Below are 14,845 nucleotides of genomic sequence, written 5' to 3' on the forward strand. Positions count from 1 at the left end.
AATGCAATGGCAGGATTAATGAAAGCGGCGGTGCTTAAGGAATTTGGGAAACCGCTTGTGATAGAAGAAAAAGCAATTCCGGTGCCAGGACCGCACGAAGTCTTAGTACACGTGAGGGCCAGCGGCCTGTGTGTGTCGGATATCCATATTCAGGACGGCATCATCAAAACTGTGAGGACACCCTATACGCCGGGGCATGAGATGGCAGGGATCATCGAGGCAGTGGGTGAGGGGGTGACCCGGGTAAAGAAAGGGGATCACATCGTTACTGCGATCGATATTGTATGCGGTCACTGCAGATATTGTCTGAGCGGACGTACCAATCTCTGCCCGTCCCTGGTCAGGATCGGGTTTGAGCGGGACGGTTCCCATGAAGAATACTGTGTGATACCGGAAGGGAATGCATATAAGATTGCTGACCACATTCCCTTTGATCAGGCAACCAGTCTGACCGATGCGGTGGGCTGTATGTATAATGCGATCAAGAACCGGGCAAGGATCCAGCCGGGCAGCAGGGTGCTTATCCTTGGAACCGGAGGCCTGGGCATGAACGCGATCCAGATTGCCAGGGTGTTTGGGGCGGAGGTATATGCGACCAGCAGACAGCCTGAGAAGCTTAAACTATCCCTGGAAATGGGGGCCGATGCAGTGATCAACACAAAAGAGCAGGATTTAAAGGAGGAGATCACCCGCCTGACCAACGGGGAAATGTGTGATGTGGTGATTGATAACATTGGTATCCGCGGTTCTGTAAATCAGGCGCTGAGCGTGGTCTGTGCGGGGGGACGGGTGGTCGTATCCGGATATAACGATCCTTTGTTTGAGGCGGATTTTCAGGATGTGATGAAATTCGAGAAAGAGATTGTAGGAATCCGTGGAATGACCGGAACAGACTTAATGGAGGTGATCGCGCTGGTGGAAAAGGGGAAGATTGTCCCCTATGTTTATAAAACCCTTCCCTTCCACCAGATCAACGAGGGCCTGGAGATGCTGCGGACCGGCGCGGCGAAGGGACGGGTCGTTATGATGATGGAGGATGGAGCATGAGAGATTATGTGATGGTTGTGGGAAGCGGGATGATGGGAAGCGGGATCGGGGCCATGAGCGCGCTTGCGGGAAATAAGACAGTCCTGATCGATGTGGAGGAAAGCCGCGTAAGATCTGGAATAGAGAAGGCTGTATCCTGCATTCGCCTGCGGGAGCAGCAGGGGCTGAACAGCCGTGAGGAAGCAGACCGGGCAGTGCAGTTACTGGAAGGCAGTACAGATATGGCTGAGTCTGCGGGATCTGCCAGACTGGTGATCGAAGCGATCGTTGAAAATCTGGAGGCAAAGCAGAAGCTTTTTCAGGAACTGGATGCGGCTCTGCCGATAGAAGTCCCGATCTGCAGCAATACCAGTGGACTGCGGATATCGGATATCAGCACGGGGTGTGTTCACCCGGAACGGACCATGACAACCCACTTCTGGCTTCCGGCCCATCTGGTTCCGCTGGTGGAAGTAGTCATGGGTGAGAAAACAAAAGAAAAAATAGCTGTTTCGGTCCGGGATGAACTGAGACGCTGGAAAAAGGCTCCTGTCTTAGTGCGACGGGATCTTCCAGGACAACTGGCAAACCGTGTTTTCCAGGCGATCATCCGGGAGTCCATTGCAATTGTGGCTTCTGGTCTGGCAAGCGCAGAAGATGTGGATACGGCGATCAGCTGCGGCATGGCGATGCGTTTCCCTGTATGGGGGCCGCTAAAGCATTTGGATGCAATCGGCCTGGATCTGGGGCTTTCCGTTCAGGAGACTGTTCTGCCGGATATCAGCGCTGACCGTCATGCCAGTGAATACATACGGAATCTGGTGGCGGAGGGGAAGCTGGGCGTGAAAACCGGCCTGGGATTTTACGACTGGTCAGAGCGGAGCATAGAACAGGATATGGATAAGCGGGATCAGTTTATCATTGAGGCGGTGAAGGCAACTGGACGGCTGAACCGGGAATCGGAGGGAGATAGTTGAAACAGTATTTTGCGCTGGGGAGTTATACGGAAGATATCCTGTTTGGAACAGGAGAGGTTTTTCACGGAAAGGGCAAAGGGATCTCCATATGTGAATTTGATGAGGGGGTTATAACGATGATCGGGGAAATCCAGGTCAGAAACCCTTCGTTCCTGTGTCTGGGAAAAAAGAATAAAAAAATTTATGCAGTGAATGAAATGAAGGAATATAATGGGAGCTTTGGCGGGGGCGTGACCCAGATTTCTTATGATGAAGATTATCATATGGTAATCGAACGGGAATTTCAGGCGAAGGGGACCGACCCATGCCACATCATCATGTCGCCAGATGAGACGTTTCTCTCGGTTGCAAACTTTGCCAGCGGATCGGTCACGGTCTTTCCGATGGATGAGGGCGGGAATATTTGTGGAGAAGGACAACTGTATCAACATCAGGGAAGCAGTATAGACCCGGTCCGCCAGAAAGGTCCCCATGCCCATAGTTCAATCTTTGCACCGGATCAAAACAGGATGTATGTTCCGGATCTGGGTACAGACCGGCTGATGGCATATGAATATAAGGAAGCAGCACTCCGGCTTGATGAGCAGTCGTGCATTTCAGTGCCGGCTGGAAGCGGGCCAAGGTTTGGAGAGTTTGACCGGACGGGAAACCATTTTTATCTGATCAACGAGATCAGCTCCCAGATCATCCACTTTGCCTATTCAGGCGGAAGGATGAGGTACAGAGAAACGGTAAATACACTTCCTGATGGATTTGACGGGAATAACATCTGCTCAGACCTCCACCTCACTCCCGATGGGCGGCGGCTGTTTGCTTCCAACCGTGGGCATGACAGTATTACAGGCTATCTGGTCAAGCAGGATGGAAGCCTGGAGTTTGTCTCACGGACCGGCTGCGGCGGAAAAACGCCCCGCAACTTTGCGGTCGATCCAACCGGGCGGTTTTTGCTGTGTGGGAATCAGGACAGTGATGATATCGCTGTATTTGAGATCAAGGATGACGGTACTCTGAGGCAGATTGGAAAGATGGGGACAGGGTCTCCGGTGTGTATCAGGTTCTTTTAGAGAGAAAAAAAGGTATTTGCAGTATATTCAGTAATTTCAAGAAAGTTGTCAGGTTCTAACCGGCAAACGTGTGCTATACTAGTAAAATATTTAACAGGCACCAGGTCTGGTGGGATACACGGAGGGGAAAAATGGATCTGAAATTTGCTGAATACATTGTAGCGTTGGATGAGGAACGCAGCGTTACAAGAGCTGCGGAAAAAATGAATATCTCTCAGTCTGCCCTCAGCAATTTTCTTATAAGGCATGAAAAAGAGAAGGGCATGAAGATCTTTATCCGCTATAAAAATACCCTGATTCCGACAGAAAAAGGACAACGCTACATCAATGCCCTGCGGCAGATGTGTACCTTGAAGGCCTATGCATACCAGCGTATCAGGGCATGCTGCGGACAGGTGACAGATATCATACGGATCGGAGTGACTCCAAGCCAGGGGATGAAGCATCTGGCGGATGTCTATCCGGCATTTGTAAAAAGTTGTCCTTCCACGAAGCTGGATATCAGAGAGGAATATGGTCCGCGTCTGCGGGAGCTGGTAGCAGAAGATGAGATTGATCTGTTTTTTTGTACCTTGAATGAGGACGAAACAGAAACGGAACACTGGATGACATATAAAACCCATCCGATCCAGCTTGTGGCGACGATGCATAAATATTTTGCAAAGGATCTGGCGGGCAGCCCGGACGGGAGTAGATATTCGGTCATTGAATGTGGACAGCTGCAGGGGATTCCGGTCATTCTTCATGGGGAGGGAACAAGCATGCGGTACGCTCAAGATAAGCTGTTTTTAAAGGAGCGGTTTACGCCGGTGGTGATTGCAGAGGGAAATAACAGCCGTATGATAAAGACGCTGGTAAAACGCGGTCTTGGAGTGGGTTTTTTGCCAGAACATTATGTGGAGGAAGGGGATATGGAGGATGTAGCAGCTTTCCATGTTGATGCCATGATGAGCATATACCGGGGGATCAGTGTGAGGCGGGGCCATCACTTGAGCGAAGCGGAAGCCTGTCTTGCAGATCTGGTCTGGTCCTGTGAGACCAGAAGGGGGGAGGCACATGGAACTGCAGCAGATTAGATATATCCTGGCAATCGCTGAGGAGAAAAATATCACAAAGGCAGCAGAAAAATTGTTCGTTTCCCAGTCAGCATTGAGCCAGCAGCTGCTGAAGCTGGAGCAGGAACTGGGAACGCCCCTGTTTGAGCGGGGCGGAAGGATTTTGGAGTTGACGGAAGCAGGACGGATCTATGTCAATACGGCGGAAGCTGTCCTGAATGTGGAAAAATCCTACTTGGAGGAAGAAGAACAGTATGACAGGAGTACGCCGGTCATACGGATCGCCGTCAGCAAGGAGGTGCCTGTACAGGCAGCGGATAGAATGATAGCAGCCGCTGGAAAAAAACTGGATATGAGGAATACCAGGATCTTTTATGCCTGTCAGGAGGACGGCAGTGAAATGAACAGGCTGCTGTTGGAAAACATGGCGGATATCGTGATCGGGGCATGTGATAAAGCCCAGGACAGTGGAATAGAGATTATTACGCAGGAATCTGAGCAGTTTTTGTTTCTTTACTGGGAAAAAGCGACGAATGAAGGACCAATCCGTGTGTGGTTGTCGCCTGAGTCATGGCAGAGGAGACGGCTGGAGGAGGAGGCACTGCGAAGCGCAGGGATCAGGGCTTCTGTAGTTGGAACCAGTGAACTGCTTTTGACTGAAGCTGCCCAGAGGATGTCAGCCTGTATGTTTTTCCCTAAATCCCAACTTGGAAAACATGTCTGTAGTACGGTAGGATTTACGCAGCAGTTTGCAGCGAAATGTTTAAAAAAGAATGGATAATCATTTATTTTGCTTATGGATTTGATTTAAGATACTTGTTTGACTTATTGGGCTTTCTGCTATATATTCGTATTAGCAGAAAGCTTTTTTATTGCATTTTCCATATATTGGAAGGGCGATACAATGTTGGAAGATAATGGGAAATGTGCGTGTGAAGTGGGCGTGCAGATATTAATCTTATGAAAAGGAGGCAATTATGAAAAGGAAGCTTAATACAAAGGTGTATTTGGCGAGAGAGTTCTATGTGGGGCTGTTCAGTGTGGGCTTGGGCCTGTTTTTAATGAAAGCACCGGACCGGAACCAGGATCTGTATCTGATCTATCCAAAGGTTGTGTTCTGCGGTTTGGTCCTGATCGGGGGAGTGATGGTTCTGGCATCGCTTTTTGGAAACGAGGGAAGCAGTATTGGAAGAGCCAGAATCGGCATCTATGAGCTGTTTATGCTGGCAGTGATCATGCTGGCACGTCCGTTGATCAGTTCTGCGGGTTTGTATACGGCTACATTTCTGATCTGCTTTTCCATAAGTATCCTGATGGAAAAGGACAAAAGCCTGAAAGGGATTTTAAAGACGCTGCTGTTTGATCTGGTCTTGATCTGTGTGCTATATGCAGCGTTTGCAGTGGTATTGCAGGTGAATGCGCCGGAGGCCTGGTTTATTTAGAGAGAAACTTAAAATGTAAAATAAAACAAGGGGGTATTTGAACATGAAGAAAAGAATTACCATGATTTTCGTAACGCTGTTAGCGGTAGGGTTATGTGCATGCGGAAGTTCCGGGCAGAAGAAGGCTGCGCCGGAGGACGCGGGTATTGAGACGAAGGAGGCTGGTAAAGGTTCTGAAGAAACGGCTGAGACAAATGGCCTGGTAGTCTCATGGCCGGAAAAAAATGTGCAGATCAGCGTACCCTATAAAGCGGGCGGAGGTGTGGATAAAGCAGCCCGGCTTGTATGTTCCGAGTTGGAGAAATCGACAGGTAAAACGTTTGTTATTACCAATAAGCCGGAAGGGAATGGGATCATTGCAATCAATGAACTGATGGGACAGGCGCCGGACGGATATAATCTGATGGTAGTTTCCAACCGGGATCTGTTTGGCCATATTGTCAATCAGATCGAGGGTGTGGAATATGGCAAGGACAGTTTTACTTATATTGCAACGCTTCTGGAAGGTGCGGATTCCCTGTTTGCGCAGAACGGTAAATATGCCAGTTTTGATGAGATGATCGAATATGCAAAATCAAATCCCGGTAGGCTTACGATCGCAACATCCAACAATACCGGGTTGGATACGCTGAATCAGATCTGTGAAAAGCTGGGGATCGAGATTTCCGGGGTAGCGTACAGTTCTGGAGCTGATGCATTTGCAGATCTGCTGGGCGGTCATGTGGACGGGGCGTTGGTAGCATTGTCTTTCTATGCACAGGGAAAAGAAAACGGAGTGACGCCTATCCTTACCATGACAGATAAGCAATTTCCAGTGGATGACCTGAAAGTGGAATGCCTGACAGATTATGGGGTGGAGGAAGCTGCCAGTCCCATGTCGCGCTTTTTGATAGGGCCTGCAGGCATGGACCAGGCACTGGTTGACGCTATCGTGGCTCAGATGGATATTGTATACGCAGATGGAAGCAGTTTGAATGCCAGCATCATGTCTCAGTATGACAATCCTGAATATTTGACAGGGGATGAACTCAAGGCGTTTGTGGATGGGAATTTCCAGATGCGTCAGGAACAGGCAGCAGTACAGTAAAACGGAGGAGGGATTTTTGTGGGGGAGATTTTTCAGGCGTTTATTATGACGTTTACTCCTCTGTCATTGCTTGCTGCATTTGCAGCGACTCTGATAGGGATCGTTCTGGGAGCCATCCCGGGGCTGAATGGAGGGATTGGTATTGCAGTGATGATGCCATTTACTTATAGTATGTCACCGACGCTGGGGCTCTTGTTTCTGGGGGGGATTTATATGGGATCCAGTTATGGCGGGGCTATTACGGCAGTTCTGATCAACTGTCCAGGCACGTCCAATGCAACATGCACCGCCATAGAGGGATATCCCATGGCGAAGCAGGGAAGAGGTAAGGAGGCGCTCTATTACGCAGCTTATGCAAGTACGGCAGGCGGTCTGGTAGGTGTCATTGCACTGATCTTTTTCACACCGGCCCTTGCACGCCTTTCGTTGAAATTCGGGCCACCGGAAATGCTTCTGGTATCTGTCTGCGGCCTGGCGATCATCGGAAGTATGTCTGCGGGGAGGGTGAAGCAGGGGATATTTTCGGCGGTATGTGGACTGGGACTAAAAATGATTGGAATGCAGGCCTCTACAGGAATGCCGCGTTTTACCTGGGGAACCAAACTTCTTCTGTCGGGAATTGATACAATTCCTGCGATCATTGGATTGTTTGCTCTTGCAGAAATGGTTAATCAGGCGAATATCCTGGTCAAAGGAAACGCAAAAGTAGAGAAAATGGAACTGGAAAAAGGAAAAACCGCTTTCTTGACTTTTAAGAAGACGTTTTCTTTAAAAGAATATGGCGTTACCCTGTGGAAATCCTCTCTGATCGGAACCATTGTGGGAATACTGCCGGGAACAGGGGGAGCGATCGCATCTTTCATAGCCTATGGAGATGCAAAACGGTCTTCGAAACATCCAGAACGGTTTGGACATGGCGCGGAGGATGGGCTTGTAGCTGTGGAAAGCGCTAATAACGCGGCGGTTGGAGGTTCTATGGTGCCGATGTTGGGACTGGGAATTCCCGGCTCCACAAATTCGGCGATCATGCTGGGGGCAATGACGGTGCATGGATTGGTGCCGGGCTATCAGTTGTTTCGGGAGACGCCGGGGATTGCGTACGGTTTTTTGTTTGGTATGCTGCTTACGGTCATCTTTATGTTTATCATAGGTACATATGGCGTGCCGTTGTTCTCCCTGATCCTTAAGGTGAGGATGGAGCAAATCGTACCGATTGTGATTGCCTGCAGCCTTTTGGGGGCGTACAGCTCCCGCAATTCCATGGCGGATGTGTTTTTCGCCTGTGTGTTCGCAGTGATCGGATTTGTGTTCCATAAATTTGATATTCCCTGTGCTCCCATGCTTCTGGGCTTGATCCTGGGAGGACTGATCGAGAATTATTTTGTAAAGACTGTTATGCTTGCCAATGCAGCGCAGCAGAATGTCCTCCGCTATGTCGTGACAAGGCCTGTGTGTATTGTTATTGTGCTGGTCTGTGCATATTTGATCTACAGCAACGGCAAAGACGCAGTCAAAACAGCAAAGATCAGGAAAGAGATCCATGATAAGAAATAAGGAGATAAGTATGGACAAGTTGAATATCATAATGGTGTTTACCGATCAGCACAATGGCGCGGTGGTGCATACCGCGGGGGACCCGTGGGTCCGTACTCCCAACATGGACAGGCTGGCAGAGGAAGGAGTCATGTTTAAAAATGCATACTGCAACTCCCCGCTCTGTGTTCCCAGCAGGAGTTCCATGTTGTCTGGACAAATGCCGCACAGAACAAAGATATTTAATAATGCACAATGTCTGCCAAGCGACAGGGCCACGTTTGTACACAGCATTGCGGCGGCAGGTTATGATACCGTGCTCTCCGGCAGGATGCATTTTAATGGGCCGGATCAGCGTCATGGATTTGAAAAGCGCCTGGTGGGGGATATTACAACAGCGTCTCTGGGAATATCCTACGCTGAGGATCGCTATGGATATTTTAAGGGCTGTTCCATGCCGGGCAGGGAGTCTATCGAAAAATCGGGAAAAGGAGAGTGCTCCGTTATGGCATTTGACCGGGATGTGACGGACGCTGCCTGCGACTATCTTCATACGAGAAAAGATAAACGGCCCCTGTTCATGGTGGTGGGGATGTATGGTCCGCATCCTCCGTATGTAGGTCCGGAGGAACTGTTTGATTATTACTATCGCGTCCTTCCTGATCCCAGGCCGATGACGGAGGAGGAGTTGCAGGCCGCCCATCCGTTTGAGCGGCGTTTTATGGAGAAACGGAAGATAGGAAAAGAGACTCCTGAGGAGATTAAGCGGGTAAGAGCCGCATATTACAGTATGGTAGAGTATGAGGACAGACTGCTCGGAGAGATATTGTCAGCAGTTGAGGACACCATGGGGATGGAAAACACTTTGGTCTTATATGCTTCCGACCACGGGGACTGCATTGGTGAGCACGGTCTGTTCTGGAAATCCAATTTAAGAGAAGGCGCCCTTAAAGTCCCGATGATCTTCTGCTGGAAGGGGCATACTATGGCCGGGAAAAAGATGGACGGTCTTGTAAGCCTGGTGGATGTGGCTCCCACATTTTTGGAGGCGGCTCAGGCACAGATGCTTCCTGTCATGGATGGAGAAAGTCTGTTCCAAACCATTACAAAGGGCGCAGGAATCCGTGCTGACAGGATTGTGATGAGCGAGATCTGTGATATTAAAGGGGATGATCCGGCGGCAATGATCAGAAAAGGCAGATATAAGCTGTGCCAGTATTATGGGTATGAGGAGTTGATGTTGTTTGATCTGGACACAGACCCAAGTGAACAGATTAATCTGAGTGGAGATGAGGAGTACCGGGAGATTCGGGAGGAACTGCTCGAAGAACTTAGAAAGAGCTGGGATCAGGAGGAGATATATCGGGAGAGATTGCTGGCAGAACAGGACATTGCAATCCGCCGCGGATGGGCCAAAGCGCAGAATCCGGTGCTTTTCTATGATGAGTGGAGACAGGCAGGCACACGGAGGAATCAAAATTATCTGATCGTAGATGGAAACAGGGTTTTTGAAGAAGAGTGATCAGGAGAATATGATATAGATAAAACCCAGCCGGGAGGAACACTTAAATAATTCCGGCTGGGTTTCGATGTAATTGTGTATTATTTACAGAAGTAAGTATAATCTCAGCAGTTTGCCTTTTTATAGATCTGATAGATCATCTCCTCATCCAATTTCTTAAAGGTTCCAATGGTGCGCGTCTGCTGGTAGCTGCACCGGAATGCCAGATCCCTCAAAACGGTGTCCTCCTGAATCCCGATATCTTTATTATCACCGAAGCTTACAGGCATACCCAGGGAGCGGAAATAATCTACAGTAGCCTGGATACCGGCCAGGGCAAGGGTCTCTTCGTCATCCCCATCCAGACCCCAGACATTCTTTGCATAGCGCGCAAACCGTCCCGGCTTCGCGTCATAGACTGCGAGGGCCCAGGAGCCCCAGACCGTGGCGAGAGATGCGCCGTGGGCCGTGTCGAACATGGCGGACAGCTCGTGCCCCAGCTGGTGGACCGCAAAATCCTCGCGTCCGCCGAGGCCGGTCAGCCCGTTGTGGGACAGGGAACCGGCCCACATCAGTTCGCTCATGGCATCATAATCAAGGGTGTCTTTTATGGCGACAGAACCTTTGGCGATCACCGTGCGCAGAGCGCTTCGGCAATGGAGTCGGTCAGCTCATTATCGAGGGGATTGAAATACCGGTCCAGGGTGTGCATCATGATATCGGTGACGCCGCAGGCTACCTGGTATACCGGGAGTGTGTAGGTCAGCTCTGGATTCATGATGGCGAATCTGGGGCGGTTTAAGTCAGAGCTTAAGCCCCGCTTGCTGCCGGTCTCCATATTGGTCAGTACGGAAGAGTTGCTGGTCTCGCTTCCTGCCGCAGGGATCGTCAAAACGGCTCCGACCGGGAGGGCGCGGACAGGTACCTTTCGCTTGCTCCAGTACTCCCATATATCGGTGTCCGGGTTTGCCGCACCGATGGCAATAGCCTTGGCCGTGTCGATGGCAGAGCCGCCTCCGATACCCAGCACAAAATCTGCGCCGGAATCGATGGACAGACGGATGCCCTCGCGTGCGTGTTCTAAGGTTGGGTTCGCTTTGGCGCCTCCGAAAACCTCAAAGGACAAATCGCTTTCCTTTAAAGACTGTTTTATCTGGTCCAGCAGACCGCTGCGGACCACGCTGCCGCCGCCGTATACAAGAAGAACCTTTGAACCCCCATATCTGCGGACGTATTCCGCGGTCCGTCCCTGGGCGCCCTTCCCGAAAACAACTTCGGTGGGGCTTAAGTATGTGAATGCCTGCATGATAGATACCTCCTCTTTTTGGTACTATCATATCACGGTTATACATGATATGCCAGACGGAAAAAGCAGAAGATTTTTATTATGCTGACGGAGCAGGGGCGGATGCTCCGCCTGCCAGTTCATCCAGGGAATGGAACTGGTAGCCCATTTCCTCCCATTTTGTCAAAAGTTCATCCAGTATCTCGGCATTGGTTTTGGAGGTGCTGTGCAGAAGTACGATCGCGCCCGGGTGGATGCGGCCGAGGAGTTTTTTGAACGCTTCCTCGTGGGTGGGCTGTTTATTCTCATACCAGTCCACATAGGCGAGGCTCCAGAAAAAGGTGTCATAGCCTAAGTCCTTTGCCATCTGGAGGTTGGACTCGCTGTATTTTCCCTGGGGAGGACGGTAATACCGTTTCATCGGCTGTCCGGTGACCTCCTGGTACAGGGCTTCCAGGGATTTCAGTTCCTCCGAGAAGGTCTCCGAGGTGGAGATCTTTGACATATCCGGGTGGTGGAAGGTGTGGTTGCCCACGTTGTGCCCTTCAGCCACCATGCGTTTTACCAGGTCGGGACTGGTGTTTATGTAGTTTCCCACCAGGAAAAAGGTGGCCGGGACATTGTGTTTTTTGAGGGCGTCTAAAATGGCGGCGGTGTTGCCGTTTTCGTAACCGGCGTCGAAGGTCAGGTAGATGATCTTTTCCTGGGTATTGGCTACGTAATGGGCGTTGTACTGTTTTAGATAGTCGGGGGTGGCGTTTCCGATGGGAGGCCTGCCCTCCTGCTGAAAGCTCAAGCCCCAGTTGCCGTCGGCTGAGGCGGTGACGGCAGGCTCCTCACGGTGGGTCACATATGCCAGCCCATGGCCCAGAAGAAAGGACATAAGGAGTAAAAAGGCACAGGCCGCGATGCGTTTGCAGTAGAACCGGTCGGGACAGTAAAATCGTTTCATAACAGTCTCCGTATAGAATCTTATTACTGCCAATATATGGATAAAATGGAAATGTCATACCGGTAAGTTTAAGAAAGTTGTCAGATTCTAACAGGAAAAATTATGCTATACTAGGAATACTTAGCGAAGCCGGGCCGTCAGGCGCAGATCAAAGTCAGCGACCATGGCGTGCTGGATAAGAGCTTAGACAGACAACAGGATACAGGAGACAGTTATGAGACAGTGGAAAAAAATTCTGGCTTTAGGCCTTGGATTTACGTTAACATTTGGGCAGGCGGCATATGCGGAGATCATCATCCCGCCTATTTCATCGATTGGCGCGCCGGAGAATGAGACGGCGGGGGCCGGTGCGATATCCGGCGAAGCGCCGGTCACCGGGACAGCGGCGGTCACCGGGACAGCGGCAGCGCCGGGGAATGCCGGGACAGAGGCGGTACCTGGTAATAATGGCACATCCGCGGCACCTGGTAATACAGGTACAGCGGCAGCTCCGGGAAACTCTGGGACAGCATCTGTACCTGGAGGTTATAATGATACCACAGCGATCCAGGAACCGGTGGTCGTGGCGGAGGGCGCTGTGCTGCTGGACGCCTCCACGGGGAAGGTCCTGTATGGGAAGAACCAGGATAAGCAGTTTTATCCTGCAAGCATTACGAAGATCATGACGGCACTGGTTGTTCTGGAACGGTGTGATCTGAAGGATAAGGTGACCTTTTCCTCCACTGCCACGACGAATCTGGAATCCGGGGCGGTATCTTTAGATATCACGGAGGGCGACGTACTGACTGTGGAGCAGTGTTTATACGGTCTCTTGCTCAAGTCGGCCAACGAGATCGGCAACGGCCTGGCGGAGCATGTAGCCGGCAGCGTCAGCGGGTTTGCAGACCTGATGAATGAAAAGGCAAAGGCCCTGGGATGCAGGAATACCCATTTTGCCAATCCTCACGGACTGAATGACTCTACTCACAAGACGACCCCCTATGATATGGCCCTGATCATGCGTGCGGCATTGGAAAATGCTACATTCCGGAAGATCGATACGACTACCTCCTACAGTTTCCCGGCCACGAAGAAGTCGGCGGCAAGGACTATCACCATGGGGCACAAGATGATGTATCCGTCGGATTCCCGTTATTATGAAGGAATTATCGGAGGAAAGACAGGATATACTTCACTGGCGGGGAATACACTGGTAACGGGCGTTGAGAAAAACGGAGTCCGTCTGATCGCCGTGGTCATGAAAGCCAGGAGCACTCAGTATACGGATACCAAAGCGATGCTGGATTATGGTTTTGAGCATTACGCTGCGCTGACAGGTGGCAATGGTTCGGCTGGCGGCGGGACTTTGGCGGGCCCATCCGCTTCTGCGGGAGATTCTGCCACAGGCAGTCAGGCTGCACCGGGCAGCCAGAGCGCGCAGAATGACCAGACTGGCACGGCAGGGGCAGCGGGGACTGTCGCAGCAGGCTGGAAACAGGATGCAGCCGGATGGTATTACATAAAGGCGGACGGTACGCGGGCAGCCAATGAGTGGCAGACCTTAGAGGGGGCTGACTACTGGTTTGACGGGAACGGATATATGGCGACCGGGTGGCGCAAGTTCACCAACGGGGCCTGGTATTATTTTGCCCCGGAGAATGGGAAGATGGTTTTTGGCAACTGGGTTCAGGACGGAGGCGCCTGGTATTATCTGGGAGCGGACGGCGTGCTGCTTATGAATACCACGACCCCGGACGGCAATCGGGTGGATGAAAACGGAATCTGGATCCAGCAGTAAAGGAGTGAGGCCGGTGAAGAAGGCAGAACAGAGTTTGCATAGTAAAAACGAAATGATTGAAAATACAAGAGCGGTGACAAAAAAACAGGCATCGGTGCGCAGATTGTGGAGCGCACTGGTGCCTGCCGCCATTATCTGTGTGCTGATCCTGGGCGGATGTAAAAGCGGAGTGGGAGAAGAACCGCCGGGAGCAGCTCCGGATGAGGCGGGGAACCCGGTGGCGGAGGGCAGTGCCGGCACGGAAGGAAGCTTTGGGCCAGAGCTTGGTGAAGCTGCAGAAAGAGGCCAGAACCCGGAGGATCGAGAGGGCATGGCAGAGGGCCCGGCAGCATCTTTGGAAGCGTCATCTGACTATATCCTCCCCGGCAGTGATCGGGAATTAGTGGAATGGGCGGACGTGAAGAGCCTGACAACAGAGCAGGTCCGGCTTGCCAGGAACGAGATCTACGCCCGCCATGGAAGAGGTTTTAAGTCCCAGGACCTGCAAGCTTATTTTGACGCCAGGCCATGGTATGAGAAGACCGTGGAGCCTGATGACTTCAGTGAGAGCCTGCTGAACGACTATGAGAAGCGAAATATCCGGTATTTGAAGGGGCTTGAGCCGGTGGATGGACTGCCGGGACTTTCGGATGCGCCGTCAAAGCCGGTCGTCGACCAGTACGGATATGAGGGCGGGCACTCGCTGCTGTCATTTGAGCTGAAGCCGGGTACTGTAAAGGACTGTGGGGAATATTATCAGGTGGACGCGGTATTTGCGCAGGCTATTGAGGCACCGGGCGATCTGTCCTATGGGGACCGGATAACGCTGGTATTCAATGAGCTGACTGGAGAGACAAAGACGCTGGAGTACCGGGAGGAAGGCCTTTATCCTTTGAATGAAGGCCCATATCCTTCGGTGTATTATTACAGGAAGCATGAAGATGGCAGTCCGGTTGTGCTCTATCAGGACAGTGACGACAGGGTGGATAAGCCTTTTTACGAAGGGCAGCTCTATATCCGTAAGGATGCCACGAAAGAGATTGATATTGAAAGACTGTCCGCTCCGGTCACGTATGAGGATCTGAATGGGGAATTTAACTGGTATAACGGCGTATTTTTTGACAGGAAGGGCTATGCGGTCCGCCTGGTATTTTACGGAGACTAAAG

At 51.2% G+C, this 14,845-nt stretch carries 12 protein-coding genes and 1 pseudogene; 11 read left to right on the forward strand and 2 right to left on the reverse strand.

What is annotated here, in order from left to right; genetic code table 11:
• Positions 1-6: 6 nt before the first annotated feature.
• The 9 genes from AB1I67_RS10850 to AB1I67_RS10890 all read left to right on the forward strand — a co-directional run bounded on the left by AB1I67_RS10850 (position 7) and on the right by AB1I67_RS10890 (position 9,706).
• Complete coding sequence (locus tag AB1I67_RS10850; protein ID WP_367029883.1) at positions 7-1,047, forward strand: alcohol dehydrogenase catalytic domain-containing protein; 1,041 nt, start codon at positions 7-9, stop codon at positions 1,045-1,047.
• A complete protein-coding gene (locus tag AB1I67_RS10855) occupies positions 1,044-2,003 on the forward strand; it encodes a 3-hydroxyacyl-CoA dehydrogenase NAD-binding domain-containing protein (RefSeq protein ID WP_367029884.1) in 960 nt (319 codons plus the stop codon). Before AB1I67_RS10850 ends, AB1I67_RS10855 begins: the two co-directional genes overlap by 4 nt.
• Positions 2,000-3,067, forward strand: coding sequence for a lactonase family protein (locus AB1I67_RS10860; RefSeq protein WP_367029885.1), 1,068 nt, complete (start codon positions 2,000-2,002; stop codon positions 3,065-3,067). Before AB1I67_RS10855 ends, AB1I67_RS10860 begins: the two co-directional genes overlap by 4 nt.
• Positions 3,068-3,198: 131 nt before the next feature.
• Positions 3,199-4,143, forward strand: a complete 945-nt coding sequence (locus tag AB1I67_RS10865) for a LysR family transcriptional regulator (RefSeq protein ID WP_367029886.1) — start codon at positions 3,199-3,201, stop codon at positions 4,141-4,143.
• Entirely contained in the window at positions 4,124-4,903 is a 780-nt protein-coding gene (locus AB1I67_RS10870; RefSeq protein WP_367029887.1) for a LysR family transcriptional regulator, read from the forward strand. The genes AB1I67_RS10865 and AB1I67_RS10870 overlap by 20 nt, the downstream gene beginning before the upstream one ends.
• Before the next feature lie 196 nt (positions 4,904-5,099).
• The gene (locus AB1I67_RS10875; protein ID WP_367029888.1) at positions 5,100-5,564 is read left to right on the forward strand and encodes a hypothetical protein; all 465 of its coding nucleotides are present in this window, start codon (positions 5,100-5,102) and stop codon (positions 5,562-5,564) included.
• A 43-nt stretch (positions 5,565-5,607) separates the two neighbouring features.
• On the forward strand, positions 5,608-6,651 hold the full coding sequence (locus AB1I67_RS10880; protein ID WP_367029889.1) for a tripartite tricarboxylate transporter substrate binding protein: 1,044 nt from the start codon (positions 5,608-5,610) through the stop codon (positions 6,649-6,651).
• Positions 6,652-6,669: 18 nt separating this feature from the next.
• Complete coding sequence (locus AB1I67_RS10885) at positions 6,670-8,205, forward strand: tripartite tricarboxylate transporter permease (protein WP_367029890.1); 1,536 nt, start codon at positions 6,670-6,672, stop codon at positions 8,203-8,205.
• 10 nt (positions 8,206-8,215) lie between these two features.
• Positions 8,216-9,706 (forward strand): sulfatase-like hydrolase/transferase, encoded by a 1,491-nt coding sequence (locus AB1I67_RS10890; protein ID WP_367029891.1) that lies wholly within the window; start codon positions 8,216-8,218, stop codon positions 9,704-9,706.
• A 104-nt stretch (positions 9,707-9,810) separates the two neighbouring features.
• Here AB1I67_RS10890 and AB1I67_RS10895 read toward each other — a convergent pair.
• Positions 9,811-10,991, reverse strand: a pseudogene (locus AB1I67_RS10895) (iron-containing alcohol dehydrogenase).
• Between the two features lie 79 nt (positions 10,992-11,070).
• Entirely contained in the window at positions 11,071-11,922 is an 852-nt protein-coding gene (gene pdaA / locus AB1I67_RS10900; RefSeq protein ID WP_367029892.1) for a delta-lactam-biosynthetic de-N-acetylase, read from the reverse strand.
• 214 nt (positions 11,923-12,136) lie between these two features.
• On the opposite strand from pdaA, the gene AB1I67_RS10905 reads away from it, so the two are divergent.
• Complete coding sequence (locus tag AB1I67_RS10905) at positions 12,137-13,699, forward strand: serine hydrolase (protein WP_367029893.1); 1,563 nt, start codon at positions 12,137-12,139, stop codon at positions 13,697-13,699.
• 13 nt (positions 13,700-13,712) lie between these two features.
• On the forward strand, positions 13,713-14,843 hold the full coding sequence (locus tag AB1I67_RS10910) for a YARHG domain-containing protein (RefSeq protein ID WP_367029894.1): 1,131 nt from the start codon (positions 13,713-13,715) through the stop codon (positions 14,841-14,843).
• The last annotated feature ends 2 nt before the right edge of the window (positions 14,844-14,845 follow it).

It is taken from the genome of Clostridium sp. AN503, from assembly GCF_040719375.1.
In the GTDB taxonomy this organism is placed as follows: domain Bacteria; phylum Bacillota; class Clostridia; order Lachnospirales; family Lachnospiraceae; genus Brotaphodocola.